General features: G+C 62.1%; 24 protein-coding genes. 18 read left to right on the top strand and 6 right to left on the bottom strand.

What is annotated here, in order from left to right:
* From AC1DT3_RS00640 to AC1DT3_RS00695, 12 genes are all read left to right on the top strand, one after another.
* Window positions 1–440: Hsp70 family protein (locus AC1DT3_RS00640; protein ID WP_477463285.1), on the top strand; the 440-nt coding region annotated here is incomplete at its 5' end.
* Window positions 441–557: 117 nt separating this feature from the next.
* Entirely contained in the window at window positions 558–3,326 is a 2,769-nt protein-coding gene (gene ppc, locus AC1DT3_RS00645) for a phosphoenolpyruvate carboxylase (RefSeq protein ID WP_477463286.1), read from the top strand.
* Between the two features lie 89 nt (window positions 3,327–3,415).
* Window positions 3,416–3,718, top strand: a complete 303-nt coding sequence (locus AC1DT3_RS00650; protein WP_477463287.1) for a plasmid stabilization protein — start codon at window positions 3,416–3,418, stop codon at window positions 3,716–3,718.
* A 152-nt stretch (window positions 3,719–3,870) separates the two neighbouring features.
* A complete protein-coding gene (locus AC1DT3_RS00655) occupies window positions 3,871–4,419 on the top strand; it encodes a (2Fe-2S)-binding protein (protein WP_477463288.1) in 549 nt (182 codons plus the stop codon).
* The gene (locus AC1DT3_RS00660) at window positions 4,416–5,429 is read left to right on the top strand and encodes an FAD binding domain-containing protein (protein WP_477463289.1); all 1,014 of its coding nucleotides are present in this window, start codon (window positions 4,416–4,418) and stop codon (window positions 5,427–5,429) included. The genes AC1DT3_RS00655 and AC1DT3_RS00660 overlap by 4 nt, the downstream gene beginning before the upstream one ends.
* 2 nt (window positions 5,430–5,431) lie before the next feature.
* Window positions 5,432–7,720: a xanthine dehydrogenase family protein molybdopterin-binding subunit gene (locus AC1DT3_RS00665; RefSeq protein ID WP_477463290.1), complete on the top strand. Its 2,289-nt coding sequence runs from the start codon at window positions 5,432–5,434 to the stop codon at window positions 7,718–7,720.
* An 11-nt stretch (window positions 7,721–7,731) separates the two neighbouring features.
* Complete coding sequence (locus AC1DT3_RS00670) at window positions 7,732–8,742, top strand: XdhC family protein (RefSeq protein ID WP_477463291.1); 1,011 nt, start codon at window positions 7,732–7,734, stop codon at window positions 8,740–8,742.
* A 9-nt stretch (window positions 8,743–8,751) separates the two neighbouring features.
* Window positions 8,752–9,366 (top strand): nucleotidyltransferase family protein, encoded by a 615-nt coding sequence (locus AC1DT3_RS00675; RefSeq protein ID WP_477463292.1) that lies wholly within the window; start codon window positions 8,752–8,754, stop codon window positions 9,364–9,366.
* A 114-nt stretch (window positions 9,367–9,480) separates the two neighbouring features.
* Complete coding sequence (locus AC1DT3_RS00680) at window positions 9,481–10,680, top strand: fumarylacetoacetate hydrolase family protein (RefSeq protein WP_477463293.1); 1,200 nt, start codon at window positions 9,481–9,483, stop codon at window positions 10,678–10,680.
* Entirely contained in the window at window positions 10,677–12,122 is a 1,446-nt protein-coding gene (locus AC1DT3_RS00685) for an aldehyde dehydrogenase family protein (protein WP_477463294.1), read from the top strand. The genes AC1DT3_RS00680 and AC1DT3_RS00685 overlap by 4 nt, the downstream gene beginning before the upstream one ends.
* A gap of 28 nt (window positions 12,123–12,150) precedes the next feature.
* On the top strand, window positions 12,151–12,891 hold the full coding sequence (locus AC1DT3_RS00690; protein ID WP_477463295.1) for an SDR family NAD(P)-dependent oxidoreductase: 741 nt from the start codon (window positions 12,151–12,153) through the stop codon (window positions 12,889–12,891).
* Window positions 12,892–12,994: 103 nt separating this feature from the next.
* Window positions 12,995–13,672, top strand: coding sequence for a nucleotide-binding protein (locus AC1DT3_RS00695; RefSeq protein ID WP_477463296.1), 678 nt, complete (start codon window positions 12,995–12,997; stop codon window positions 13,670–13,672).
* 13 nt (window positions 13,673–13,685) lie between these two features.
* Here the strand turns inward: AC1DT3_RS00695 and AC1DT3_RS00700 are convergent, their stop codons facing one another.
* On the bottom strand, window positions 13,686–14,000 hold the full coding sequence (locus AC1DT3_RS00700) for a YciI family protein (protein ID WP_477463297.1): 315 nt from the start codon (window positions 13,998–14,000) through the stop codon (window positions 13,686–13,688).
* 225 nt (window positions 14,001–14,225) lie between these two features.
* On the opposite strand from AC1DT3_RS00700, the gene AC1DT3_RS00705 reads away from it, so the two are divergent.
* From AC1DT3_RS00705 to AC1DT3_RS00715, 3 genes are all read left to right on the top strand, one after another.
* Window positions 14,226–15,926 carry an adenylate/guanylate cyclase domain-containing protein gene (locus tag AC1DT3_RS00705; protein WP_477463298.1) on the top strand — a complete coding sequence of 567 codons (1,701 nt, stop codon included), beginning with the start codon at window positions 14,226–14,228 and terminating at the stop codon, window positions 15,924–15,926.
* Between the two features lie 95 nt (window positions 15,927–16,021).
* On the top strand, window positions 16,022–17,074 hold the full coding sequence (locus tag AC1DT3_RS00710; RefSeq protein ID WP_477463299.1) for a type III polyketide synthase: 1,053 nt from the start codon (window positions 16,022–16,024) through the stop codon (window positions 17,072–17,074).
* Complete coding sequence (locus tag AC1DT3_RS00715; protein WP_477463300.1) at window positions 17,071–17,559, top strand: isoprenylcysteine carboxyl methyltransferase family protein; 489 nt, start codon at window positions 17,071–17,073, stop codon at window positions 17,557–17,559. Before AC1DT3_RS00710 ends, AC1DT3_RS00715 begins: the two co-directional genes overlap by 4 nt.
* A gap of 9 nt (window positions 17,560–17,568) precedes the next feature.
* Here AC1DT3_RS00715 and AC1DT3_RS00720 read toward each other — a convergent pair whose 3' ends face one another.
* The 4 genes from AC1DT3_RS00720 to AC1DT3_RS00735 form a co-directional block, all read right to left on the bottom strand.
* Window positions 17,569–18,396, bottom strand: a complete 828-nt coding sequence (locus tag AC1DT3_RS00720; protein WP_477463301.1) for an anti-sigma factor family protein — start codon at window positions 18,394–18,396, stop codon at window positions 17,569–17,571.
* Complete coding sequence (locus AC1DT3_RS00725; RefSeq protein WP_477463326.1) at window positions 18,393–18,929, bottom strand: RNA polymerase sigma factor; 537 nt, start codon at window positions 18,927–18,929, stop codon at window positions 18,393–18,395. Before AC1DT3_RS00725 ends, AC1DT3_RS00720 begins: the two co-directional genes overlap by 4 nt.
* Window positions 18,930–19,027: 98 nt before the next feature.
* Complete coding sequence (locus tag AC1DT3_RS00730; protein WP_477463302.1) at window positions 19,028–19,459, bottom strand: DoxX family protein; 432 nt, start codon at window positions 19,457–19,459, stop codon at window positions 19,028–19,030.
* 54 nt (window positions 19,460–19,513) lie between these two features.
* The gene (locus tag AC1DT3_RS00735) at window positions 19,514–20,191 is read right to left on the bottom strand and encodes a tetratricopeptide repeat protein (RefSeq protein ID WP_477463303.1); all 678 of its coding nucleotides are present in this window, start codon (window positions 20,189–20,191) and stop codon (window positions 19,514–19,516) included.
* A gap of 168 nt (window positions 20,192–20,359) precedes the next feature.
* Here AC1DT3_RS00735 and AC1DT3_RS00740 point away from each other — a divergent pair, with 168 nt between their 5' ends.
* The gene (locus AC1DT3_RS00740) at window positions 20,360–22,753 is read left to right on the top strand and encodes a transketolase (protein WP_477463304.1); all 2,394 of its coding nucleotides are present in this window, start codon (window positions 20,360–20,362) and stop codon (window positions 22,751–22,753) included.
* Window positions 22,754–22,828: 75 nt separating this feature from the next.
* Window positions 22,829–24,262, top strand: coding sequence for a cardiolipin synthase (cls, locus tag AC1DT3_RS00745; RefSeq protein ID WP_477463305.1), 1,434 nt, complete (start codon window positions 22,829–22,831; stop codon window positions 24,260–24,262).
* Window positions 24,263–24,270: 8 nt separating this feature from the next.
* Here cls and AC1DT3_RS00750 read toward each other — a convergent pair whose 3' ends face one another.
* The gene (locus AC1DT3_RS00750) at window positions 24,271–25,062 is read right to left on the bottom strand and encodes an IclR family transcriptional regulator (protein WP_477463306.1); all 792 of its coding nucleotides are present in this window, start codon (window positions 25,060–25,062) and stop codon (window positions 24,271–24,273) included.
* Window positions 25,063–25,242: 180 nt separating this feature from the next.
* On the opposite strand from AC1DT3_RS00750, the gene AC1DT3_RS00755 reads away from it, so the two are divergent.
* On the top strand, window positions 25,243–26,427 hold the full coding sequence (locus AC1DT3_RS00755) for an ABC transporter substrate-binding protein (RefSeq protein WP_477463307.1): 1,185 nt from the start codon (window positions 25,243–25,245) through the stop codon (window positions 26,425–26,427).
* Window positions 26,428–26,472 lie beyond the last annotated feature (45 nt).

Consider the following 26,472-nt stretch of genomic DNA (forward strand, 5'->3'; position numbering starts at 1 on the left):
GGTTTGCCATCGACCCGCACCCCTTGGAGCAATTCATCGATATCATCGAATACGATCTCGGCTTCGCCCTTTACCGAGCCGTTTCGGGTGCGAAAGTCGCTCTTTCGGGTGCGGACGAGACGGAATTCCACTTTCACAGCGAAGGCGTTGACATCAAGGGCCAGATCTCCCGTCGGGACTTCGAAAGCTGGATCGCGCCCGATGTGGCGCGGATCGCCGACACCATCGACGAGTCGCTGAAGAAGGCCAATGTCAGACCGGACGCGATCGAGCGGGTCTTCCTCACGGGCGGGACGTCGTTCGTTCCGGCCATCAGGCGCCTGTTCCTGGATCGATTCGGAGAGGACAGGCTTACCTCGGCCGATCAATTCGAATCGATCGCCTATGGATTGGCCCTGATCGGTCAGAGCGAAGATCCGGAGCATTGGGCCGTCGCCTAGGAACGCTCGCGGAGGCGGTGCTTATTGCTGCGCTGCAATATCGGACTTGCCGTGGAGGCGGGCAGGGGGTTTATTCGCAGCCGGCTCCATTCTGCATTCCATGAAAGCTGAAGTTTCGTGTCCGTCATTCAATCCACCGACATTCCGGCGAAGGATCTGCCTCTTCGCGACGATATTCGCCTTCTCGGACGCATCTTGGGAGACACGATCCGAAACCAGGAAGGCGAGGCGGTGTTCGATATCGTCGAGCGCATCCGCCAGACGTCGATCCGTTTCCATCGCGACGAAGATCAGATCGCGCGACAGGAACTTGAGGCGACGCTGGACAGCCTCTCGCGCGGACGCAGCAACCAGATCATTCGGGCGTTCAGCTATTTCTCGCACCTCTCCAATATCGCCGAAGACCAGCATCACGTGCGTCGGTCACGTGCGCATGCCCTGGCGGCATCTGCCCCTCGCGAGGGAACCCTGGCGCGGGCGCTCAAGCTTCTGAGCGAAGCGGGCGTGTCGCAATCCGAACTTCAAGCCTTCTTTGCCTCCGCTTCGGTCTTTCCGGTTCTGACCGCCCATCCGACCGAGGTCCGCCGCAAGAGTACCATCGACCGCGAGATGGAGGTGGCGCAGCTTTTGACGGAGCGCGACCGGCAGCGCCAGATTCCCGAGGAGGAGACGGCGAGCGAAGAGGCCTTGCGTCGGGCCGTTCTTACCCTTTGGCAAACGAGCATCCTGCGGCGCACCCGCCTCAAGGTGATCGACGAGGTCATGAATGGCCTGTCCTATTACGACTACACCTTCCTCAAGGAGCTGCCGCGCCTTTATGCCTCTCTCGAAGATCAACTGAGCGCAGGCGATCCGGCTTGGGACAACGTGGAACTGCCGTCGTTCCTCCGCATGGGAAGTTGGATCGGCGGCGATCGGGACGGCAATCCATTCGTGACCGCTGAAACCCTGCGCCAGGCGTTGCTGCTGCAGAGCCGACGCGCCATCGGTTTCTACCTCGACGAGTTGCATCTTTTAGGCGGTGAGTTGTCTCTCGATGGGCGCTATGTGACCGTCTCCGAGCAAGTCCAGGCGTTGGCGAAAATCTCGCCGGATCATTCCCCCCACCGCCAGGACGAACCCTATCGCCGCGCGATCACCGGTATTTATGCACGCCTCGCCACCTCGGCGCTCGATCTTGGATACGATGACGTGGTGCGCCACCCGGTCGGAGACGCGCCGGCTTACGCGACCGTGGAGGAGTTCTCCGCCGATCTAGCGACCTTGCATCGCTCGCTGGTCGCGAACGGGTCGGGGGCCCTCGCACGAGGCCGTCTGCGGCGCCTGCGGCGGGCGGTGGACGTGTTCGGTTTTCATCTCGCCAGCATCGATCTTCGCCAGAACTCCGACGTGCATGAACGCGTCGTCGCGGAAATGTTCGAGAAGGCGGCCCCGGGCACCGGCTACGGTCGTCTCGACGAAGAAGCCCGCGTCAAGCTCCTGCTGGAAGAGTTGCGCACACCGCGCCTGCTGACGTCGCCCTACCTCGAGTACTCCGCCGAGACGATGTCGGAGTTGGCCATTGCCCGCGAAGCCGCATCGGCCCATCGCCGCTATGGAAAGGCCGCTGTCCCGAACTACGTCATCTCTAAGGCGAGCGATCCTTCCGACGTGCTCGAAGTCGCCCTTCTGTTGAAGGAAGCGGGACTCCTGCGTCCGACCGACGGCGAGATGGACATCAACATCATCCCGCTCTTCGAAACCATTTCCGATCTGCAGAGCTGCAGCGGCGTCATGGACGCCCTCTTTGGCCTGGCCGATTACATGAGACTTGTGGAGAGCCGTGGGAAAGCTCAGGAGGTCATGCTGGGCTATTCGGACAGCAACAAGGACGGCGGCTTCCTGACCTCGGGATGGGAGCTCTACAAGGCCGAAATCGAGCTGGTGGATACGTTCAAGCGCCACGGTGTCGCTCTGCGCCTGTTCCACGGTCGTGGCGGTTCGGTGGGCCGCGGCGGCGGTCCGAGCTACCAAGCTATCCTGGCCCAGCCTGGCGGAGCCGTGCAGGGCGCAATCCGCATCACGGAACAGGGCGAGGTGATCGCCGGCAAGTATTCGAATCCGGAGCTCGGCCGCAGAAACCTGGAGATCCTCGCGGCGGCGACAATGGAGGCGTCGCTCCTCCACACCGGACAGCCGGCACCGCGTCCGGAATATCTCGAAGCGATGGAGGAATTGTCGGACAGCGCTTACCGCGCCTATCGCGATCTCGTCTACGAGACCGAAGGCTTCGAGCGCTATTTCTGGGAATCGACCGTCATCGGCGAAATCGCCAATCTCAACATCGGAAGCCGGCCGGCGTCGCGCACCAACTCGCGCAGGATCGAGGATCTCCGCGCGATCCCATGGGTGTTCGGATGGGCGCAATGCCGGCTCATGCTGCCGGGCTGGTATGGTTTCGGCGCCGCAGTCACGGCCTTTCTCAAAGCCCACCCCGACAACGGGATGGCCCTGTTGCAGGAAATGAACTGCGAGTGGCCGTTCTTCCAGTCGCTTCTGTCGAACATGGACATGGTGCTCGCCAAGAGCAATATCGCGATTGCTTCACGTTACGCGACGCTCGTCGAGGACGTCGCTTTGCGCGACGCGATCTTCCCTCGCATCCGTAAGGAATGGGAAGAAACAATCAAGAAGTTGCTTCTGATTACCGAACAGGAAGGGCTGCTCGACGGCAACCAGCTTCTGGCCCGTTCGATCCGCAACCGCTTCCCGTATCTGGATCCCTTGAACCATCTGCAGATCGAATTGCTCAAACGCCACCGCAGCGGCGATGCCGACGAGCAGGTCGTGCAGGGCATTCACCTGACCATCAACGGGATTGCAGCCGGCCTTCGCAACAGCGGCTGATATCCTGCGCAGCGGGACGGAACCCGCCTGGCCCCCGACGGTTGATTTCGCGGAGTTGATCCACGTTTCGACACGAAGAGGAGACAGGCATGTCTCGTGGAGACAAGTCGTCCTATACGGACAAGCAGAAGCGCAAAGCGGAGCACATCGAGGATTCCTACGAGGACCGCGGCGTCCCGGGGGAAGAAGCGGAACGCCGTGCGTGGGCGACCGTAAACAAGGAATCGGGTGGCGGCAACAAAAGCGGTTCAGGCCGCGGCAAGAAGGACACCAAAGTGTCTTCGAAGAAAGGCGGCCGTCGCGGCGGGGCGGCGTCTGCGGCAAGACCCGCCACGGAACGTTCCGCTTCGGCGAAGAGAGCAGCGGCCACACGCAAACGTAAGGCCAGCTGATCGAGACAGCTCGAGTATCTGCTCTCACGGCGGGAACCGGCTTTCGCCCTCATGGTTATAACCATTCGAGGGTGGACACCGTTCAACATGTCGCCGGCTCCCGCTGGTTTATCGCAACCATCCCTCATTGCTCCAGCCGACGGAGACAAGGGATGGACACATTCTCGCCTGTGAAGACTTCGCCCGAATTGCGGCGTCGCAAAGCGACGACGATCGATATCGTCCTCTCGATCAACAGTCGCGATTACCACCTCGATCTCGATTCCCGCGTGACCCTGCTTGACGCGTTGCGCGAGCATGTCGGCCTCACCGGCTCGAAGAAGGGTTGCGATCACGGGCAATGTGGCGCTTGCACCGTTCATCTCGACGGTAAACGCGTGTTGTCCTGCCTGACGTTGGCGGCGAGCGCCGCGGGCAAAGCGATCACAACCATCGAGGGCCTGTCTCAGGAGGACGGTCTCCTCCACCCCATGCAACAAGCGTTTCTCGAACACGATGCCTTGCAATGTGGGTACTGCACACCTGGACAGATCATGTCGGCCGTCGCCTGCGTCACCGAAGGCCACGCGGACACGGATGATGACATTCGTGAGTACATGAGCGGCAATTTGTGCCGGTGCGCGGCCTATCCGAACATCGTCGAGGCGATCAAACACGCGCGTGACGCGGTGCTTGATTCGGCGAAGGAGCACCGGTCATGAGACCCTTCGCTTACGAGCGCGCGAAAGATCTCACCTCCGCAATCGCAGCGGCAGGACCCGCGAATCGTCCGTCTCTCGATGCACCGATTCATTATCTAGCTGGCGGAACGACGCTTCTCGATCTCATGAAGCTCGATGTGATGGTGCCCGAGGGCATAGTCGACATCAATCCGCTGTCTCCATCCCTGTCAGAAATCCGCATCGATGAAGACGGTGCATCGCTCGGGGCATTGGCGCGCATGAGCGACGTCGCCCACCATCCCGAAATCGAGCGCGGCTATCCCGTCGTCTCTCAAACGCTCAAACTTGCCGCGAGCGCGCAACTCCGCAACATGGCGACGCTGGGAGGCAATGTTCTCCAGCGCACGCGTTGCGCCTATTTTAGGGATGTATCCTGGAAGGCATGCAACAAGAGAGACCCCGGTAGCGGCTGCGCCGCCTTGGACGGCTGCAATAGAATGCACGCGGTGCTCGGCGTGAGCGATCACTGTATTGCCACCTATCCGGGAGACTTTGCGCAAGCGCTCATCGCGCTCGATGCGATTGTTCATCTCAATGGACCGACTGGACAGCGCGACATTTCTTTCCACGCGCTGCATCGACTGCCTGGCGATACGCCGCACGTGGAAACGGTCCTATCCGCCGGCGAAATCATTTCTGGGTTCCGGATTCCTGCAAGTCGCGTCGCCAGGCGTTCACTCTATGTCAAGGTGCGAGACCGTGAATCCTATGAGTTCGCCGTGACCTCGGCCGCTGTGGCGCTCGATCTTCAGGACGGTCGGGTCGCGGATGTGCGTATCGCTCTCGGCGGCGTTGCCACCGTCCCGTGGCGTGCTCGTGAGGCTGAAGTGATCTTGCGCGGTGGTCTGCTCGACGAAGCGAACGCGCGACGGGCGGCGGAGGCCGCTTTCGCAATGGCCGAAATTCGGGGCGACAATCAATACAAGCCGGAATTGGGCCGCAGAACCCTCGTGCGCGCGCTCATGCAGGCCGCGCAGATGGAGGTCTGAACATGGACGCGCCGACGCCAATCGAAAGCGGCACGATCGGAAAGGCCATTCCCCGGATCGATGGGAGACTGAAGGTCACGGGCGCCGCCCGCTATCCATCCGATGTGGCCGTCGCCGACAGTGCCTACGCCTTCCTCGTGACGAGCACGATCGCGCGGGGGCGCATCAAAGCCGTCCATCTCGATGAGGCAAAGGCGGTGGAGGGGATGCTGGACATTCTCACCCATGAAAACATGCACGGCAAGATCCGCAAGGCACGCTTCTTCTCGAAGGGCGGTTATACGGCAACAAGCGTGGTCCCCCTGGACTCGTCCAAAATATGGCATGCCGGGCAGATCATCGCCGTCGTCATCGCCGAGACCTTCGAGGCGGCGCGAGAGGCTGCTCACAAGATCCGTTTCGACTATGTTGAGCGAAAGGCGGTCGCGACATTCGACCCGCGCCATCCGCGGCCGAGTTCATGGTCGCTGACCGGCGACGACGTCAAAGTCGGCGATCCGCAGAAGGCATTCGACGACGCATCGGTGAAGGTAGACGCTGCGTATTCGACGCCGATCCAGCATCACAACCCGATCGAACTCTACACCACGACTTGCGTCTGGTCCGGCGATCAATTGACGATCTATGAGCCGAGCCAATACGTGCACGGCCTCAAGAACGGCGTCGCCTCGCAACTCGGCCTCAAAGCCGACAAGGTGCGGGTCGTCTCGCCGTTCGTCGGAGGCGCGTTTGGGGGAAAAGCGGCGGTGACGCCACGCACGTCCTTGATCGCGCTGGCGGCGAAGCGCCTCAATCGTCCCGTCAAATTGGTGGCGACGCGCGACCAAGGCTACACGGTGTCGAGCCATCGGGCGGAGACACAGCATCGGATCCGTATTTCAGCAGATTCGAACGGCACACTGACGTCGCTCACCCACGAAGGATGGGAGGTGACCTCGCGCTCCGACGAGTACAAGGTCGCCGGCACCGAGACGACGGCGCTCATGTATGCGTGCCCGAACATCGCGACAAAGGTCCATCTCGTCCACGCCGACCGGAATACGCCCGGGTTCATGCGCTCGCCGCCCGAAGTGCCGTACATGTTCGCCCTCGAAAGCGCGATGGATGAATTGGCGGTTTCGCTGGGAATGGACCCGGTCGAACTGCGGCGCATCAACGATACCGCCGTCAGCCCGATCGATGGCAAGCCGTATTCGAGTCGTTCACTGATGACATGCTACGACCGCGCCGCTGCATCCTTTGGCTGGTCGCGTCGCAAGTCCGCTCCGGGGTCGATGACCAATGGGGATTGGCTCGTCGGCTGGGGGTGCGCGACCTGCTGCTACCCGACGAACGTCGCTCCCGCGGCGGTGCGGGTCACTCTGGCGCCAAACGGCACGGTGCGGGTCCAGACCGCTGGGCATGACATCGGTACGGGCGCGTATACGGCTATCGCCCTGACGGCGGCGGAAGGGCTCGGTGTTCCCGTCGAGGACGTCAATGTGGAGCTCGGAGACAGCACGCTGCCTCCGTCCCCCGTCGCTGGAGGCTCGAATGCGACGGCGAGCATCTGCAACGCAGTGGCTCTCGCTTGCCAGGAGCTGCTGGGACGAATGGCCGAGGCGGCATCCAAGTCAGACGGTCCATTGACGGGAATGGATCCTGCTGCGATGCGGATGCGAGACGGTCGGCTGTCTGCGCCGGATGGCATAAGCGAGTCGCTCAAGGTGGCCTTGGCACGGCTCTCGTTCGGGCCCGTCGAGACGACGACGAAATACACGCCCGACGTCGCGCCCACAGCGATCAAGCTGACGGGACACGCCTTGCTGGGGAAGGGTATTCCCGTCATGACAGCGGGCACGAACGCCGGAGACCATATCCAGTATGCGTTCGGCGCCGAATTCGTCGAAGTGCGCATTCATCGGCGCACGCGGGAAATCCGCGTTCCGCGTATCGTCGGGGCGTTCGCCGCCGGCCGCATCGTCAGTCCGACGACGGCACGCAGTCAGCTTCTCGGCGGCATGATCTGGGGAATCGGCTCGGCCCTGCACGAGGCGACGGACATCGATCCTCGCGCGGCACGATACATGAATGCCGATCTGGCCGAGTACCTCATACCGGTGAACGCCGATATCGGTGAGGTCGACGTCATCTTCGTTCCGGAGGAGGACACGAAGGTCAACGCGCTGGGTATCAAGGGCCTCGGCGAGCTCGGCAATGTCGGCACCAATGCGGCGATCGCGAACGCCGTATACCACGCCACCGGCCGACGTATCCGCGACCTGCCCATTCGGATGGAGAACCTGCTGTGAACGATGCCGGGATGCCGAACGGGGATCCTTTGGTGCAAACGGATTGGCCGCTTTTCGGCCTCGTGGTCGATCCGCGCCCCGTACTCGCGCGGGAAAAAGCGGAGCAACGGGCGTGTGTGCTGGCGACGTTGTACGCAGCGAGCGGAGGTGCGCCGCGTGGCGTTGGCGCGCAGATGGTCGTGACGTCGTCATCGGCAAGCGGATACCTGTCCGGAGGGTGCGTCGAGGCCGACGTCGTCCGCAACGCCCGCACGGTCTTGAGCGATGGCGTTCCCCGGTGGCTCGTTTATGGCAAAGGCGGACCGATCGACATTCAGTTGCCGTGCGGGGGGCGGATCGAGATCTTGCTCGAACGCTTGTTGCCTCACGACGAGGTCGTGGCGGATCTTCTCGCCCATACGAGAGCGCGCCAACCCGCCCGTTGGACGAGCGACGGCATTACGAGATCCTGCACCCCCGACAATCAGCTCGATCCATTCGTGTGCGGTATCCAGCAAATTCGGATTGCGCTGAGTTACGAGCCAAGACAGCGTCTCGCCGTCGTGGGCCATGATCCGGTGGCGCTGGCGCTCGCCTCGATGGCAATCCAGTCCGGTATCGAGGTGCACCTGATTCGACCGAAGGGACCGACAACACCGCCGCCGGTCGACGGGATCGTCTATTGGCGGACGACGCCTGCAATCGCCTTTGCCGCGATCGGTCTTGATCCGTGGACGGCGGTCGCCGTTGCGACGCATCAGGACGACGACGATCACGACGCTTTGATAGCGGCGCTCCCTGCATCTGCCGGTTATGTCGGCCTTCTCGGGAGCCGGCGACGGTTGCCTGGAAAGCGCAACCGTCTTCTGGCAGCCGGTTTGTCGCCCGAGGCGCTTTCACGTCTCAAGGCCCCGATCGGGGTCTCCCTTGATGGCAATACGCCTTGGGATGTCGCCATCGGCATCCTGGCCGAGGCGCGGCAGGTGCTGAACGGTTCGCGATACCGTCGGCTGCGCCCTATTCGTGCCGTCAATGCAGCCTAGACCCGGCCTATGACATTGCACGCGATCGTCCTTGCAGCCGGTTCCGGCAAGCGCTTTGGAGGTGGCAAGCTTCTCGCCGAATGGCAAGGGGCCTTGCTGCTTCATGGAGCCCTCAATGCCGCGTGCCGCGCGCCGGTGGACAGTATTCTCGTCATGTCCGGGGGCAACGGCGATGAGGTCGCGGGGGCATCCCTTCAATGGGCGCAACGGAATGGGGAGGCCCGGTTAAGGGTGGTTCCAGTCGCCGATCATGCGGAGGGGATCGCCGCTTCCCTGCGGACCGGTATTGCGGCCCTCCCGCGCACGGCCGAAGGCGTGTTCATCTTCCTCGGCGACATGCCTCGGGTGCCGGCCTACCTTCCTGTCGAAATGGCGCAGATCCTGAGAGCCGGGGCGCTGGCCGTGGCGCCGCTGTGCCAGGGGCAGCGCGGGCATCCCGTTCTCATTTCTCGCTCGCTGTTCCCAAGGGTGCGCGCCTTGCGGGGCGACGTTGGCGCCAAGCATGTGCTCGAGGCGCTAGGCCCCGGTCTGGTTCTCATTCCGACCGACGAACACGGCGCACTGTTCGACGTCGACCGGCCCTCGGATCTGTTTCGCGGCGAGCCAAGCCCCTGGAGCGCCTGAGCGCTGCAGTCTGTTTCTTTTCCTGTCCTGTCGCGCGCCCGGAGGCTATATGGTCTTGCGGATCAACGGAGAGGCTTCGGGCACGAAGGTGCCATGGCGCGGGACAAAAACCACATGAATCGATTTTCTTCGCAGGAACGGCTCGCATCCGTTCTTCCGGCGGACGGGTTTGAAGGATCTCTGGCGGGCCGCGTCTGGCGGCCGGGCATTGGACCCTCCGTCGTGGCGATCCGCCCGGATGGGGTCGTCGACATCTCCTCGACGGTTGCGACCATGAGCGAACTCGCCGCACGGTCCGAGCGGTCGAGGATCATCAGGAGCGCCGCGGGTGAGCGACTGGGAGCCTTCGAGGCCATTCTCGCCAATGCCGATCCTGATGGGCGCGACCCATCGAAGCCGTGGCTTCTTGCACCGGTCGATCTGCAAGTCATCAAGGCAGCCGGCGTGACATTCGCCGTCTCCATGCTCGAACGGGTCATCGAGGAGCGCGCGCGGGGCGATGCCACCGCGGCGGCGGCGATCCGCACCGAGGTCACTCGGCTTGTGGGTGACGATCTCAGCCGGTTGAAGCCCGGTTCCCCGGCGGCGATGGATCTGAAGGCCGTACTGATGGCGCAGGGCGCCTGGAGCCAGTATCTCGAGGTCGGAATCGGCCCAGATGCGGAAGTCTTCACCAAGGCGCCGACCCTGTCCGCCATCGGCGCCTTCATGGACGCCGGCTACCATCCGAAATCGACCTGGAACAACCCGGAGCCTGAGGTGGTGATGGTGGTATCGGGGAAGGGCGAGATCGTCGGCGCCGCGCTCGGTAACGATGTCAATCTGCGCGATTTCGAAGGACGATCCGCACTTCTTTTGTCGAAGGCCAAGGACAATAACGCGTCCTGTTCCATCGGGCCTTTCATCCGATTCTTCGATGACACCTTCAGTCTCGACGACGTGCGGCGCACGACCGTGACGCTCACGGTCGAAGGCGAGGATGGATTTACCCTCGAAGGATCGTCTTCGATCTCTCGGATCAGTCGAGATCCAGAGGACCTCGTCGCGCAGACCATCGGCGACAACCATCAATATCCGGACGGCTTCGTCTTATTCCTGGGCACCATGTTTGCGCCCACACAGGATCGCGACGAGAAGGGCATGGGCTTCACTCACAAGCCCGGCGATATCGTCACCATCGCGGCGCCGCCTTTGGGGGCGCTCGTCAATCGCATGCGCACGAGCGACCAATGTGAGCGCTGGACGTTCGGCCTGAGCGCCTTCATGACGAACCTCGCTCAGCGCGGTCTCCTCAATCAGAAAGTTTCGGCATGACCAAGAATTACATAGCGGGCGAATGGGTCTCGGGTGCCGCCGCAGCCGCGGACATCAATCCGTCCAATACGAACGACGTTGTCGGCGAATTCGCGCGCGCCAGCGCAGCGGAAGCGGAGGCGGCGATCGCCGCGGCGCACGCGGCGTTTCCGGCCTGGTCCCGGTCAGGTATCCAACTGCGCCACGACATCCTGAAACGCGTCGGCGACGAAATCATCGCCCGTAAGGACGAGCTGGGCCGCCTGTTGTCGCGCGAGGAGGGGAAGACCCTCCCGGAAGGCGTCGGCGAAGTGATGCGCGCTGGACAGATCTTCCAGTTTTTCGCAGGTGAATGCCTCAGACTGGCCGGGGACAAGGTGCCTTCGGTGCGCCCCAACATTGACGTGGAGATCACGCGCGAGCCGATCGGTGTCGTCGGCCTCATCACGCCGTGGAATTTCCCGATCGCGATTCCGGCCTGGAAGATCGCGCCGGCGCTCGCCTATGGTAATTGCGTCGTGTTCAAGCCGGCGGAGCTGGTGCCGGGTTCCGCCCACGCCCTTTCCGAGATCATCGCCCGCGCGGGGGTGCCGGCGGGGGTGTTCAATCTCGTCATGGGCAAGGGCTCCGTCGTCGGGGAGGCACTGTTGCGGAGCCGCAAGATCGCGGCGATCTCATTCACCGGCTCGGTGGCGACCGGCCGCAAGATCGCGCAGGCGTGCATCGAATCCGATCCCATGAAGAAGATGCAACTCGAGATGGGCGGCAAGAATCCGATGGTCGTCCTCGATGACGCCGATCTGAAGGTCGCGGTCGAGTGCGCGGTCAACGGCGCCTTTTTCTCCACCGGGCAACGCTGCACAGCCTCCTCGCGCTTGATCGTGACCGAGGGCATTCACGATCGCTTCGTGGATGCCGTCGCGGAGCGGCTGAGGGCTATCGTCGTCGATGATGCACTGAAGCCAGGCACCCAGATCGGCCCTGTCGTCGATCAGAACCAACTCGACCAGGACCTGTCCTATATCCGGCTCGGTCGTGAGGAGGGGGCGAAGCTCGCGCTCGGCGGCGAATTGCTCAACCGCGACACGCCAGGCTTCTATCTTTCGCCCGCTCTGTTCACTGATGTCGACAATACTATGCGCATCGCCCGTGAGGAGATCTTCGGGCCAGTGGCGACAGTCACCCGTGCCAAGGGATACGAGGAAGCGCTGGAGATCGCCAACGACACGCCGTTCGGGCTTTCATCCGGTATCTGCACCACGAGCCTGAAATATGCTTCGCATTTCAAACGCAATTCCGAAGCCGGCATGGTGATGGTCAATCTGCCGACCGCCGGCGTCGACTATCACGTCCCGTTCGGTGGCCGCAAAGGTTCCTCTTACGGCCCGCGCGAGCAGGGGCGCTACGCGGCCGAATTCTATACGACGGTGAAGACGGCCTATACGTTCGACGGCAATGCCTGAGCAGAAGGCTGATCCGGGGGCGTAAGGGATGGCCCAGCGTATTGCGATCTTCGGCGCGACCTCCGGTATTGCCGAGGCGACGGCGCAGATTTGGGCATCGCGGAAGGGCCGACTGGTGCTTGTCGGGCGCGACGAGGCCGCTCTTGTCGCCCTCCAGGATCGGCTGACCCTCGCCGGCGCCGTTGCGGACATCGTCGCCGCCGATCTGGCGGCGCTCGATGTGTTGCCAGAGGTCGTCGACCGGGCTTGGCGGGTGTTCGGGGGCCTCGACGTCGCGTTTGTCGCATACGGGTCTCTCCCGCGGCAAAGCGAGGCTGAGCGAGAGCCCGGGGTCCTTCACGACACCATCCTGATGAATTTCACGAGCCCGGCCATCCTATGCGATCGCCTGGCGGAGAAGTTTCAGGCCCAAGGGACGGGAATGATCGCCGTCATCACCTCCGTCGCAGGCGACCGGGGCCGGCGCAGCAACTACGCCTATGGCGCGGCGAAAGGCGGTCTCCAACGCTTTCTAGAGGGCCTGCGACATCGCCTTCACGCGTCGAACATCAGGGTTCTGGACATCCGGCCGGGCTTCGTCTCGACCAAGATGACAGCTCATCTGCGACAAGGCGGGCCCTTATGGGCCACGCCAGATGCCGTAGCGGAAATGATCGTGCGCGGGATCGATCGCCGCCGGGATGTCCTCTATACACCCGGGTTCTGGAGATGGATCTTGTTACTTGCCAAGGCGCTCCCCAGCGCCATTTTCCACCGGACTCCGTGGTGAGTAACGGCTTTCAGCCAGTATATTATTGCGCGGCAAAAGGTTATTAAGGAAAGGTAAATCCTCGAAAAGTGAGGATTTTCTAGGAAATCTATCGGGAGCAGGCATGAACGTCTTGGTCTTCGCTTCACGCAAGGGCGGTTCCGGCAAGAGCACGCTGACGGCCCATCTCGCGGCGCACGCGGCAAAGCCCTCGCGTCCGACACTTCTGATCGACGCCGATCCGCAGGGCTCATTGACCCTCTGGCATCAGCTGCGCGGGGAGGAAAATCCGGCAATCAAGCGCGGAGGTCGCGGAATAAGCGAGATCGTGAAGGCGGCCGAGAAAGATGGCTACGAGTGGGTTTTCATCGACACGTCGCCCACGAAATCCGCCGCGATCGTCGAGGCGATCAGCTGTGCGACCCTGGTGGTGATACCGAGCCGGCCGAGTGTCTTCGACATCGCCGCGGTGCAGGATACGATCGAAATCTCCCGAGAACAGCGTAAACCCTATGCGGTGGTCCTCAACGGGGCGCCGGCGAAACGGAACGATACTGATGTCGCGAGCGTCGCCGATGCGCGCGGAGCGCTCGCGCAATTGCGCGTCCCCGTCTGGTCGGGCCAGATCACCAACCGGGCGGACTTCTCCCTCGCACTTGCCTATGGGGAAGCCGCGAAGGAATTCGATCCGGGGTCGCCGGCGGCCGAAGAGGTGAGGTTGCTCTGGAACGCGATCGAGCGGTCCGTCAAGGCAATCAACGGTGCTTACAAGAATGCGCGGGGCAGCCGGGCCGCGGCCTAACAACTGCCGATCGTCAGAAGGTGGTGGCGTGGGCCCCCACAATGACATTCGGCATGGGATGGATAACCCACGAGAATCCGAGGCCGCTTTCAATGGCCGGGTCGTGGGCGAGGACGCCTTGGGCGGCCTCCCGATTGTCGATATCGAGGATTGCTACGCCCCAAGCGCCCTTCGGATCGAGTACGGGCCCAACGGCGATAGCGACGCCTTGCGCGGCGAGACCTCGCCAATAGACGGCATGGACTTGCATCATGCGGCTGTCCTCCTCCGACATATCGGTCGGAAATGTTGCTCGGGGAGGGTCGAGCCTGCATAGAAAATACGCCATCACCGCACCTGCGCTGCACCGCCCTTCACCTCATCTAGACACGTCAAAGCGGCGGCCACAACGGCCGCGACACGCAATCGTGACCTTCTCCGAAAACGAGAATCGCCTACACATTCCGGATGGGAGAAGTGGCGTGAGCAAAAGCCGTCAGAGGTGCCGAAAAAACGACAATGAAAGCATCCGTCGCTCGACGACAGTGCGGACATGACCAGTTCGGACAGGCATATGACGGCCGAAACGAACTGGTCCTTCGGCCTCCGCGAAGTCCGTCTGATTTCGGGTCTGGTGCTGGCGGCTTTCCTCCTCAGCCACTTTGGCAACCACGCCCTCGGCCTTGTCTCGGTCGACGCGATGGAGGCGGGGCGAGGGTGGTTCAGCGCGGTTTGGCGCAACCCGATCGGAACCGCTCTCTTGTATGGTGCGCTCCTGATTCATTTCGTCTTGGCTCTCGTGGCGCTGTTCCGACGACGCACGTTGCGCATGCCGTTACGAGAAGCAGCCCAGTTGATCCTAGGACTGGCCCTCCCGTTCCTCTTGATCGCGCACGTGGCGGGAACCCGGATCGAATTCTCGCTGACGGGGCGGGAAGTCGGCTATCCCGACGTCATCCGCGGTTTGTGGATCACGGCTCCCGAGAACGGCGTGAGACAGGCGATCGCTCTTTTGGTGGCCTGGCTCCACGGCTGTCTCGGGATCTACTTCTGGCTTCGCGCGAAGGTCTGGTTTCCCCGATACGCGCTTCTTCTGTTCGCGGCCGGTCTTCTCGTCCCCGTCCTCGCTTTGCTGGGCTTCGCCGAAGCGGGCAAGGCGATCGCGGCCGATCCCGATCGGTTTACCTACGTCCCCCAGACCGATGACGGGGACATCGTATCCGACGTCCGCACGGGTCTCTATTGGGGGATTGCATCGCTGATCGGCCTCGTCCTGGCGGCGCGGGCTTTTCGTTCCTATCGAACAATGGCCACGCGGGTGAGGATCACCTATCCCGGCCACCGCGTGATCACCATTCCACGCGGCATGAGTATCCTCGAGGGGAGCCGCATCGCCGGCCTTCCCCATCTTTCCGCCTGCGGTGGTCGAGGGCGCTGCTCCACCTGCCGGGTGCGGGTTCTCGAAGGGCTGGAGGCCCAGCCGGAGGCGTCACTGCAAGAGCGCGCGACATTGACGAGAATTCATGCCGCTCCCGATGTCAGACTGGCCTGTCAGTTGAAACCGACGCACGATCTGTCCGTCGTTCCCGTCCTCTCCGCCTCGCGAAGCGGGATCATTCTGCCCGCCGGTGAAAGCCGAGCGGGACGCGGACGCGAGCGCGAGATCGCAGTCTTATTCTGCGACCTGCGCGGCTTCACGCGCCTCACCGAGCGTCGCCTTCCCTTCGATACTGTCTTCATTCTCAATCGCTACTTCGAGGTCGTGGGCCGGGCCATTGAAGATGCCGGCGGCCATATCGACAAGTTCATCGGGGACGGTGCTCTCGCCCTTTTCGGGTTGAGTACGGCGCCCGAGCCAGCCGCACGAGCGGCCTTCACCGCGGCCTTGCGGATCGCGGAGGGCGTCAGGCATCTCAGCGAGACCTACGCGAGCGAGCTCGACCAGCCGCTTCAAGTGGTTGTCGGGCTTCACGCTGGGCCCGCTATCGTCGGTGAGATGGGCTACGGCCAGGCCATGGGTTTGACGGCGGTCGGCGATACGATCAATGCCGCGAGCCGCCTCGAGGGGCTCGCCAAGGAATTCGACGCGGACATCGTGATTTCGGCGGAGCTGGCCGATCGGGCGGGCCTCGATCTGTCCGGGCACGACCGTCAAACCGTGGCCGTCAGAGGCCGGGCCGCACCGATCGATGCGTGGATCGTGCTGCGAGCGAGCGAGTTTTCGTCGCCGGAAGCGGGCGACGATATGCGCCCGGGTGCGATCAACACCCCGTGAGCGACCTGTTGCTTTAGGTGCCTGAGGTGTTTGTCTTGCGCAGACAGCCTTTTGCTGCCTTCGATTCCTTATGGCTGTCGCGCCAGGAGAAGAATGTGGCTCACTCTGCGCATCTCCTTTCGCTCGCTACCGCGGTTCCAGATCACGTCCTTCTGCAGCGTGACGTTGCTGCTGCGGCGGCGTCGATCTTTTCCCGTCGCTATACCGATTTCGAGCGCCTTTCTCGGGTCTTCGACACGGCTGGTATCCACAAGCGCCACGCGGTCAGGCCGCTTGATTGGTTCTTCGAACCCCATGGTTGGCCCGAGCGCACGGCAGCCTATCTCGAAGGCGCACTCCGCCTTTTCGTCGATGCATCGAGAAAGGCGCTCGCGGCGGCGGGCCTCAAGGCTACCGAAGTCGACACCATCGTCACCGTCTCATCGACGGGGATCGCTACGCCAAGCCTGGAAGCACGAGCATTCGCCGAAATGGGATTCCGCGACGATGCACACCGGGTCCCCATCTTCGGGCTGGGCTGCGCCGGCGGCGTGACCGGTCTCGCCGTTGCCGCCAAACTCGCTCAGGCGCGACCCGAGACCAACGTCCTGTTCATCGCCGTCGAGCTCTGTACGCTGTCGTTCCGTCTCGACGAACTGACAAAGGCCAATATCGTCGCGACCGCTCTGTTCGGGGACGGTGCGGCAGCCTGCGTCCTGCGGGCGGGCAAGGAGGGGCTCGCGGCGGTCGAGGCGTCTGGCGAACACACTTGGCCGGATACGCTCGACATCATGGGATGGAACGTCGATCCTCAGGGCTTCGGCGTCGTCTTCGCGCGCGCCATTCCGCCTTTCGCAGAGGCGAATATGGGCCCCGCCGTAACGGGGATTCTGGGGCGGTCTGGTCTCAAACCAGACGATATCGATCGGTTCGTCTGTCATCCCGGAGGACGGAAAGTCATCGCCGCCTTGGAGCGCGCATTATCACTCCAGCAAGGGAGCCTCGATCATGAGCGAGGCGTCTTGTCCGACTATGGCAACATGTCCGCCCCGACGGTGCTGTTCGTCCTGGAACGAGTGATCCAGGCGGGCCTGCCACGACGCTCTCTTCTCAGTGCGTTGGGGCCCGGCTTCACGGCGAGTTGCGTTGCGCTGAAGCGGGCGGCATGACGATCTCTCTTGTCGTCCTCGCCCTTGTTACGCTCGAGAGACTCGCCGAACTTTGGCTGGCGCGCCGCAATACGGATCGTCTGTTGTCGCGCGGGGCGGTCGAGCATGGGCGTGACCACTATCCCTTGATCGTCGTGCTTCACACCGCGTGGCTCGCTGGATTGTGGCTCTTCGCGTGGGACCGTCCGATCAATATCGCGTGGCTCATCGTTTTCGCTCTTTTGCAAGCCGGTCGCGTATGGGTTCTTCTGACGCTGGGTGATCGCTGGACGACACGCATCATCGTCGTGCCGCGCGAAACGCTTGTGCGATCCGGCCCTTATCGTTTCGTTTCGCATCCCAATTATGTGGTCGTCATTGGTGAGATTGCAGTACTTCCGCTCGCGTTTGGACTCTTCTGGTATGCGCTGCTTTTCTCGATCCTGAATGCACTTGTCCTGTCCATTCGCATCAGGACCGAAAACGCCGCTCTGCCGGTGGATTGAACCTCGCCTCTATCCGTCAAGCTGCTCGGTGATTTGCGCGACCATTCCGTCGAGACGCGGTGGAGGGACTTTGCCGATCAGCATGAAGTTGCGTCCGCGCTTCGTCCAGTAAACCGCATTGAATGCACCGTGCTGCTCGGTCTGCGGCGCTTGCTCGTGGCCGCCTTTGGTCACGATGCACAGAACGACAGGTCCGTGCTCTGGCTCCAGGTAAGTCATATGCGCCATCAGCTTGTCATCGTAGTCGAAGAGCTGAGCCCGCTTGAACGCGAGGCCCGGTATGGCGACCGTCTCGGACGACAAGGGCACCCCGATCTTGTCCCCGATATTGACGAGGCTACGTTGACGGAAGAGCGGATCGTCGGGAATGCTCGACAACGTGTCGCTGGTTTCGAACGACAGATACTCCGCGACTTCCCTGCGCCAGTCTTCATCGCTTTGGTCGCTGCTCGCGACGATCTGCGTGAGACGCTCGGCGAGCGTCGGCCCCCAATGCCCGGCGGCAAGGCCCGCGACGAACAACATGACGGCCGCGGCGGCAGCCGTTGCCTTGCGCTTCCCTCTTCCCAAGGGGCGGCTCTGAGCGGGATCCGTTGCATTCAACAATCCGACGAGCATGTCGTTCAATCGCTGTTTTGGAGCATCGTCCAACAACGCGTCGAAAGCCTTTCGGAACGGCCTATTGCCGGCGGACAAGAGAAACACGCGCCTCTGCAATGCCGGATTGGCGGACAGACGGCGAAGAACGTCGGCATGGGCTTCCGCGCTCAACTCGCCGTCGAGGAACGCTGTCAGCTCCGCGTCTTCTGGATGCAGGACGTCATCCACGTCCGTCATTGCTTCTTCACCTCCACCGATGAGTGAGCGCCGAGATGCTCGACCTGCAGCTTCGCGAGCCGCGTGCGGGCGGCCGCCAATCGGCTCATGATGGTACCGATCGGGACAGCGAGAACCTCCGCTGCCTCGCGATACGCAAACCCTTCCACATAGACCAGGAAAACGGCCTCACGTTGCGCCTCCGGAAGAGCGCGCACTTCCTTCAGAACCTGACCGGCGAGGACATTCATCTCGGCAAGCCTCTCGCCATCGAAGCTGAGCGCCGTCTCGGCATCGATGACACCCTCACCTTGGCGAATACGCCGCGCGCGGATCTCGTTTTGCCAGATTGAACGGAGGATGGCGAAGAGCCAATGGTCGAGGCGGGTGCCCGCCTCATATTGATGTGCGCGCTCGAGGGCTCGTAGGCAGGTGGCCTGAACAAGATCTTCCGCAACGTCTCTGCGGCCGGCGAGGACGAGACTGTACCGCCACAGCCGCAGCAATTGCCCGGCCAAGGCCGCTCGCACCTCCTCCTGACCGTTTCTGATCATGTCGCGTCGAGATGAGCCGTGCCAAACCTCGTTCTGAGGTAGCAGAATTGGTGCTTTGGCACAATGAATCTCGGTAAGCTCATAGCGAACGAGCGCGCTCATGTCCGTCGCTCCATCGACGGATTGTGGGGCGCGACGGTCCTCCCTCGGCCCTGCCAGGCATCGATCGACAATGACCCTGCGCCGAAGGCAGCGAGCGTCAGAAAACCGCCGGCAATCGCGACGTTCTTGTAGAATTGGACAAGCTGATCCGGGTCGGCGAACTGCGTATGAAAGATGAAGGCGGTCAGCAAACAGAAGGCCGCAAGCGCGAGCGCAGCGCCACGGGTGAGAAAGCCGATGGCGACGAGAATGCCCCCGCCAAACTCCACCAGGATCACAAAGGGCAACAGTGCTCGCGAGACGCCGAAATTCGCCATGTATTGGGCCGTCTCCGCATAATGCGTTAGCTTGCCCCACCCCTCCACGACGAAGATCAGAGCGAGCATGAGCCGTCCAAGGAGGACGAGCGGGCTTTGCAGGTTTGTCATCGTATCACCAGCGTCGAAAATTCAATTCGCACCTTGTCCGCAGGGGCGTTCCGGTTACCTCATCGGCGTCTTGGCGATCGCTTCCTCGAGATCGCGATATTCCTCACAACCTGTTCCGCAGAGCGCTTCGATCGCTTTTAGTTGCTCCTTGGCAAGATTGATCTTGCCTTGCGTAACATAGGCTTCTCCGAGATATTCTCGCACCTGCGCGTATTGCGGATCCAGCGCAACGGATTTGAGGTAATACCCGATTCCTTCCTCTGTCTTTCCGAGCTTACGCGTTGCGTAGCCCCGATAGTTCAGGGCCTTCGGCGTATCGGGGTTTTGCACGAGATCGAGCATGCTCAGCGCTTCCGAATAGCGTTTCGCCTTGGCAAGAGCGTAGGCGTAGTCGACCAGCGCGTCGTCGGCGAGAATCCCGCTGCGCGCCTTGAGGCATCGGCGCGTGCTTCGGTCGAACACCTCACCTCGGCGGCACGTCGTCATGTTGACGGGCTTGCCGCCGTCGCTATTGCCGCCTTCGCCGCTGCCGGCGCTTCCGCCGCCTCCAGCGCTGCCGCCGCCCGCACTTCCTCCGGAGCTGCCACCGCCACTGGCGCCGCCGCTGCTACCACCACCCGTGTCACCACCGCCGCCCGCGCCCCAAGCTGGCGACAAGGCGAGCGCGGCGCCGAAGCAAAGAGCGAAAATCGAGGGAGTAATACGACTGCTTTGAACGTGATCCGTCGGCATGGCGTTTCTCCGGTGTGAAAAGATCTGACCGGAAAACACCAGTGCCTCGGGCTTTATTCTGCTTGGGCCATCACAAAGACGGCACTGAAGCCGGCTTGCCACCACATGCCGGCACGGGCCAGTATCGCGGGAGTCCATGCACCGGCGTGGACCTCTGGAGATATCGAAATGGCCGATCCGCGCTTGCCCTTTCTCGCCGCCCTCGAGCGTAAGATCTTGTGGCTTTCGAGCTGGACGATCCACAACGCGAACCATTTGCGCGCCCAGGACGGGGGAGTGAAAATCGGCGGACATCAAGCCTCGTCAGCCTCGCTTTCGACAATCATGACCGCGCTCTATCTCGGCGTGCTGAGGCCCGAGGATCGTGTCGCGGTCAAGCCGCATGCGAGCCCCGTCTTCCACGCGATCCAATACCTCCTCGGCCACCAGACCCGGCAGAAACTGGAGAACTTTCGCGCTTACAAGGGAGCCCAATCCTATCCGTCGCGAACCAAGGATGTGGACGACGTCGATTTCTCGACCGGCTCGGTTGGGCTCGGCGTTGCTCAGACGCTCTTCGCCAGCCTCGTGCAGGACTACGTGAAGTCCCATGACTGGGCCAAGGATCGCCGCGAGGGGCGGATGATCGCTCTTGTCGGCGACGCGGAGATGGACGAGGGCAACATCTTCGAGTCGTTGCTCGAGGGCTGGAAACAGGGGCTACGCAACACGTGGTGGATCATCGACTACAACAGACAGAGCCTCGATGCGGTGGTGCGAGAGGGTCTTTATTCCCGCTTCGAGGCGCTGTTCCGTTCCTTCGGCTGGGATGTGGTCGTGCTCAAGCACGGATCCTTGATGCAGGCGGCGTTCAAGGAGCCGGGTGGTGAAAAGCTCAAAACCTGGATCGATACGTGTCCGAACCAGCTCTACTCGGCGCTGACGTTTCAGGGCGGTGCCGCTTGGCGTAAGCGCCTCCTCGACGATCTCGGCGATCAGGGACCCGTGACGCGGTTGATCGAGACGCGCACAGACGAGGAGCTGGCGCGCCTCATGAGCAATCTCGGCGGCCACGATCTGCCGAGTCTGCTGCAAGCTTTCGAATCGATCGACCACGACCGGCCGACGGTCTTCATCGCCTACACGATCAAGGGATTCGGTCTTCCGCTCGCTGGCCACAAGGACAACCATGCCGGGCTTCTGACTCCGTCACAGATGGCAACTTTTCAAGAAGCGGCCAATGTTCGTTCCGGTCACGAGTGGGACAAGTTCGAAGGTCTGGATCTCTCCGCGAAGGATCTCGAACAATTCCTTGCCAAGGTTCCGTTCAATGCAAAGGGCATGCGGCGCGAGAGTGCAAAACGGGTAACCGTTCCATTGGAATTGATAACGCCGCGTCAGCCGAGCATGTCGACGCAGCAAGGCTTCGGTCTCATCCTTCACGAATTGGCGCGCTCGGATGAAGCGCTGGCGGACCGTATCGTGACGACGGCGCCCGACGTCACGGTTTCAACCAATCTGGGCGCTTGGGTGAATCGTCGCGGGTTGTTCGCACGCAACGAGATGAAGGACCTGTTCAAATCGGAGCGCATTCCCTCGACCTTCACGTGGGATTTCGGGCCGAAGGGACAGCATATCGAGCTCGGCATCGCGGAAATGAACCTGTTCATCCTCCTGTCGGCGCTCGGCTTGTCGCATTCGCTGTTCGGTGAAAGGCTTCTGCCGATTGGGACGCTCTATGATCCCTTCATCGCCCGCGGACTCGATGCGTTGAACTATGCCTGTTACCAGGATGCGCGCTTCATCGTGACGGCGACGCCGTCGGGTGTGACGCTGGCGCCGGAGGGTGGGGCGCACCAATCCATCGGAACGCCGCTGATCGGGCTCGCGCAGGACGGCTTGGCCAGCTTCGAGCCGGCCTTCGTCGACGAGCTTTCCGTCATTTTGCGATGGGCGTTCGACTACCTTCAGCGCGACGGGGAGGGCGAGCCGAGCGAACGGTCCTGGCTTCGCGACGAAACTGGCGGCTCCGTCTATCTCCGCCTCTCGACCCTGGCGCTCGAGCAGCCCCAGCGCACCCTGTCGCCCGAAATGACGGAAGAGATCGTGGATGGGGCGTATTGGATGCGCAAGCCTGGACCGAATGCGCAGGTCGTCATCGCTTATACGGGCGTAATGGCGCCAGAGGCGATCAAAGCTGTCGGCCTGATGGCGGAAGACCGGCGGGACATCGGCTTGCTCGCCATCACGTCGGCCGACCGTTTGAATGCGGGCTGGACGGCGGCACAGCGTGCCCGTGAGCGCGGCCTCGTCCACGCGCGCTCGCATATCGAGCGTCTCCTGGCCGATATCCCGTCCCATTGCGGTCTCGTCACCGTCATTGACGGGCACCCTGCGACGCTCGCATGGCTCGGATCCGTCATGGGCCACCGGACCCGCTCGCTCGGCGTCGAGCATTTCGGCCAGACCGGAACGGTACAGGATCTCTATCGCCATTTTGGCATCGATGCGCAGGGAATTATCGCTGCGGCGGAGATGATTGCGCCTGGCCGCCCCATCCGTCACTTGCGGGCGCTTGGCTAAAAGAGTTGCGGAGCCCGCATTTCCCTCCATAGATAGCCGACGCGCAGGGGAGCGTATCGCAGTCGCGGGGGCGAGATGGAATTGCCGTACTATCAGGGCAGCACGTGGGCCCTACTGTACCTGTTGTCCGAATGGGTCATCAGGCTCGCGATGTTGATCGTCGTCCCCGTGCGGCGCTCGCCCGAGGCCGCGAAGGGATGGCTCCTCCTGGCCTTCTTCCTCCCGTGGCCCGCTCTCGTTCTCTATTGGCTCATAGGCCGGCCCGCCTATCCGAGTTGGCGCCAGGAGCGTGCTCAACGCCTGCCACCCTTGATCCAGAATTCCGTTGCGCGAATGGCATCGTCGGAGGTGTCGACGCGGAACGGACGTACCGAGTTTCTGGAGACGCGTGCTCTTGTCCAGAAATTTGGCCGCTTCCCCGCCGTCTCGGGCAACACCGTCGACCTGTTGCCGGAGTACGATGCGTCCATCGACGCGCTCGTCGGCGACATCGACGGTGCACAGCACCATGTTCACCTCCTCTATTTCATATTTTCCGATGATCGCACCGGCCAGAAGGTGATGGCGGCACTGGCGCGAGCCGTGAAACGAGGCGTGGCCTGTCGCGTGATGATCGACGCGGTCGGGTCGCGCCCGTGGGCGCGCAACGTCATCGATCAAATGTCCGAAGCCGGCGTTGCGGCACGGTTGGTTCTGCCGATCAAGCTCAGGTGGCATCCGGCGCGCGCCGATCTCCGCAACCATCGCAAGATCGCGGTGATCGACGGCCGTGTAGGCTATGTCGGTTCCCAGAACATCGTCGATTCGAACTTCAAGCCCGGAATCGTCAATCAGGAACTTGTCGCGCGCGTTCGCGGTCCAATCGTGATGCAGTTGCAGACCGTATTTGCGGCTGATTGGTTCCTGGAGACGCAGGAAATTCTTGACGCCGCGATTCTCGTGGACGAGACAAGCGTCGGTTCCGTCGACGCGCAGGTGCTGCCGAGCGGCCCGGACTATTCGGAATCCGGCATCGAGAGCCTCATCGTCACGCTCATCTACGGCGCACGCAAGCGCATCGTGATGACGACACCGTATTTCATCCCGGACGCATCACTTCTCAAGGCGTTGGAGACAGCGGCGCAGCGCGGAGTCGATGTGCACATCATCGTCTCGCGTATCCCCGACCACCGGCTCGTGAACTTGGCGCAGCGCTCCTATTACGATGAGCTGCTGCGCGCCGGGGTCCACATTCATCTGTTCCGCGACAAGCTTCTGCACGCCAAGCATTTCACCTTCGACGAAGACATCGGGGTCGTCGGTTCGAGCAACATCGATATCCGTTCCTTCGTGTTGAACTCCGAAGTGAGCCTGATCGCCTACGATCGGAACACGACCTTAGCCCTGTTTGCGGAGGAGCAGCGTTACTTTACACAGAGTGACGCGTTGACGCTGTCGGATTGGCGTCGGCGGCCGGCTCCAATCAAGCTCGTCGAGAACATCGCTCGTCTGATCAGTCCGCTTCTGTAGCCTTCCGATCAGAATGTGTACCGAAGTGCCTCTGCGGCCGATTTGAGCGCAGGGAGGAAGCGAGCTTCCATTTCGGTCAATGGGACTCGAGCCGTCTGTGCGCTGATGTTGATTGCGATCGAGACCTGACCGTTCTTCTGGACGAGCGGAACGGCGATCGAGCGGAGACCGAATTCCAGTTCTTCGTCGATCATCGCAAAGCCTTTCGCGCGAACCGCATCGAGCGCCGTGCGCAGATCCGGTTTCTTCGTGATGGTCTTGGGCGTTCGCGGCTCCAGACGCACGCGTCGCACGAAGGCGTCGATTTCGTCCGGCGGCTGATAGGCGAGAATGGCGCGTCCGAGCGAGGTGCAATGCGCGGGAAGGCGGCTGCCGACACCAAGCCCAATCGACATGATGCGGCGGGTTGCTGAGCGCGCGATATAGACGATCTCGTCGCCGTCGAGAACCGCGGCCGAACTCGATTCCCCCGTCTCCTCCGAAATCCGTTCAAGAACCGGCTGCATCCGGGCGGCGAGCGGAGTCGAGGACAGGTAGGCGTAACCGAGCCGCAGGATGCGCGGGCTCAGGTTGAAGAACCGGCCGTCGAAATCTGCGTAATGCAGCTTCGTCAGTGTTTTCAGATAGCGGCGAGCTGCTGCGCGCGTGATGCCCGTTGCCTTCGCGACGTCCGACAACGTCAACCGTGGCCGGTCGGCACCAAAGGCTTCGATGACCGCCAAGCCCTTCTCCAAGCTCGCTACGAAATCGCGCGAATCATCACGAGCAGCGGGTTCGGTATTCTCGGTTGCGGCGTCCATGAGCGTTCCCCGAACTGACTTTTGTAGCCTTGACATGATCCTCCCTCTTTGTACTCATGTTCGCTAAGGTTTTCAATGTGCGCAATGCGAACATAAAACCGAAAGGCGGACACGGTACCCTCGGAAGCCGTTTCGTCATAAAAGGACACGCTGCCGTCGAAACGGCAGGGAGGAAACGTCATGCTTGGGAAGAAGCTGTTACTCACGGCCCTCGGCGCTGTGCTCGCTGGAACCGTAGCCGCGTCAGCCGACACGATCAAAGTCGGCATCATCGGTCCCTTCTCTGGCCCCTTTGCTCTACAGGGCAAGAATTTCCAGGCCGGCGTCGAGGCCTACATGGCGACGAACGGCAAGACCGTGGATGGCCACACGATCGAAGTGATCTACCGCGACCTTCCGGCTGCAAACCCGCAGCAATCGCGCGCCTTGGCGCAGGAGCTGATCGTCAAGGACAAGGTGCAATACCTCGGTGGCGTCTACTTCACGCCCGATGCGCTGGCGATCACACCACTCCTTGCGCAAGCGAATACGCCGCTGGTGATCTTCAACGCCGCGACTTCAGCGATCATGACGCAGTCGCCTCTCGTCGTGCGCACGTCCTTCACGACGGCCCAGACCACGACGCCGCTCGGCAAGATCGCCGTTGATCGTGGGGTCAAGAAGGTCATCACCGCCGTCAGTGATTACGGTCCCGGCGTCGATGCCGAAGTGGCCTTCAAGAAGGCTTTCGAGGGTGCGGGCGGAAAGGTCGTCGAATCGGTTCGTATGCCGCTCAACACCAACGATTTCAGTCCGATCATGCAGCGCGTGCGTGATTCCGGCGCCGATGCCGTCTTCGCCTTTCTCCCATCCGGACCCACGACGCTCGGCTTTGTGAAGGCGTACAACGACACCGGATTGAAACAAGCGGGCATCAAGTTCTTCGCTCCGGGCGACCTGACGCAGGAATCCGATCTTCCTGCGCTGGGTGACGGTGCATTGGGATTGTTGACGACGTTCCACTATGCCGTCGCTCACGACTCGCCAGAAAACAAGAAGTTCGTCGAAGCGGCGACGAAGGCGATCGGCTCGGCCGACCAGCTCTCCTTCCCGTCGGTCGGCGCCTATGACGGCATGCACGTCATCTACAAGATGATCGATGCGACCGACGGCAAGCAGGATGCGCAGAAGGCGGTCGACGCGGTGAAGGGCCTCGCCTGGACGAGCCCACGGGGACCGGTCAGCATCGACAAGGACACCCGTCACATCACGGAAAACATCTACCTGCGTGAAGTGACGAAGGGCGCCGACGGAAAGACCTACAACAAGGAAATCCAGACCTTCCCGAACCAGAAGGATCCTGGACTCGCTCCAGCGTCCCAATAACGCTGTTCCGAATGTGATGACTTAACGGAGCGCGATGGTTTGCAA

Source organism: Microvirga sp. P4_G7 (assembly GCF_056401005.1).

What these genes read in the sequence shown, in the direction of transcription:
- AC1DT3_RS00650 (WP_477463287.1), top strand. Translation starts at nt 3,416, where the DNA reads ATGTCTCGTGGAGACAAGTCGTCCTATACGGACAAGCAGAAGCGCAAA.
- AC1DT3_RS00655 (WP_477463288.1), top strand. Translation starts at nt 3,871, where the DNA reads ATGGACACATTCTCGCCTGTGAAGACTTCGCCCGAATTGCGGCGTCGC.
- AC1DT3_RS00660 (WP_477463289.1), top strand. Translation starts at nt 4,416, where the DNA reads ATGAGACCCTTCGCTTACGAGCGCGCGAAAGATCTCACCTCCGCAATC.
- AC1DT3_RS00665 (WP_477463290.1), top strand. Translation starts at nt 5,432, where the DNA reads ATGGACGCGCCGACGCCAATCGAAAGCGGCACGATCGGAAAGGCCATT.
- AC1DT3_RS00670 (WP_477463291.1), top strand. Translation starts at nt 7,732, where the DNA reads ATGCCGAACGGGGATCCTTTGGTGCAAACGGATTGGCCGCTTTTCGGC.
- AC1DT3_RS00675 (WP_477463292.1), top strand. Translation starts at nt 8,752, where the DNA reads ATGACATTGCACGCGATCGTCCTTGCAGCCGGTTCCGGCAAGCGCTTT.
- AC1DT3_RS00680 (WP_477463293.1), top strand. Translation starts at nt 9,481, where the DNA reads ATGAATCGATTTTCTTCGCAGGAACGGCTCGCATCCGTTCTTCCGGCG.
- AC1DT3_RS00685 (WP_477463294.1), top strand. Translation starts at nt 10,677, where the DNA reads ATGACCAAGAATTACATAGCGGGCGAATGGGTCTCGGGTGCCGCCGCA.
- AC1DT3_RS00690 (WP_477463295.1), top strand. Translation starts at nt 12,151, where the DNA reads ATGGCCCAGCGTATTGCGATCTTCGGCGCGACCTCCGGTATTGCCGAG.
- AC1DT3_RS00695 (WP_477463296.1), top strand. Translation starts at nt 12,995, where the DNA reads ATGAACGTCTTGGTCTTCGCTTCACGCAAGGGCGGTTCCGGCAAGAGC.
- AC1DT3_RS00700 (WP_477463297.1), bottom strand. Translation starts at nt 14,000, where the DNA reads ATGGCGTATTTTCTATGCAGGCTCGACCCTCCCCGAGCAACATTTCCG.
- AC1DT3_RS00705 (WP_477463298.1), top strand. Translation starts at nt 14,226, where the DNA reads ATGACGGCCGAAACGAACTGGTCCTTCGGCCTCCGCGAAGTCCGTCTG.
- AC1DT3_RS00715 (WP_477463300.1), top strand. Translation starts at nt 17,071, where the DNA reads ATGACGATCTCTCTTGTCGTCCTCGCCCTTGTTACGCTCGAGAGACTC.
- AC1DT3_RS00720 (WP_477463301.1), bottom strand. Translation starts at nt 18,396, where the DNA reads ATGACGGACGTGGATGACGTCCTGCATCCAGAAGACGCGGAGCTGACA.
- AC1DT3_RS00725 (WP_477463326.1), bottom strand. Translation starts at nt 18,929, where the DNA reads ATGATCAGAAACGGTCAGGAGGAGGTGCGAGCGGCCTTGGCCGGGCAA.
- AC1DT3_RS00730 (WP_477463302.1), bottom strand. Translation starts at nt 19,459, where the DNA reads ATGACAAACCTGCAAAGCCCGCTCGTCCTCCTTGGACGGCTCATGCTC.
- AC1DT3_RS00735 (WP_477463303.1), bottom strand. Translation starts at nt 20,191, where the DNA reads ATGCCGACGGATCACGTTCAAAGCAGTCGTATTACTCCCTCGATTTTC.
- AC1DT3_RS00740 (WP_477463304.1), top strand. Translation starts at nt 20,360, where the DNA reads ATGGCCGATCCGCGCTTGCCCTTTCTCGCCGCCCTCGAGCGTAAGATC.
- cls (WP_477463305.1), top strand. Translation starts at nt 22,829, where the DNA reads ATGGAATTGCCGTACTATCAGGGCAGCACGTGGGCCCTACTGTACCTG.
- AC1DT3_RS00750 (WP_477463306.1), bottom strand. Translation starts at nt 25,062, where the DNA reads ATGGACGCCGCAACCGAGAATACCGAACCCGCTGCTCGTGATGATTCG.
- AC1DT3_RS00755 (WP_477463307.1), top strand. Translation starts at nt 25,243, where the DNA reads ATGCTTGGGAAGAAGCTGTTACTCACGGCCCTCGGCGCTGTGCTCGCT.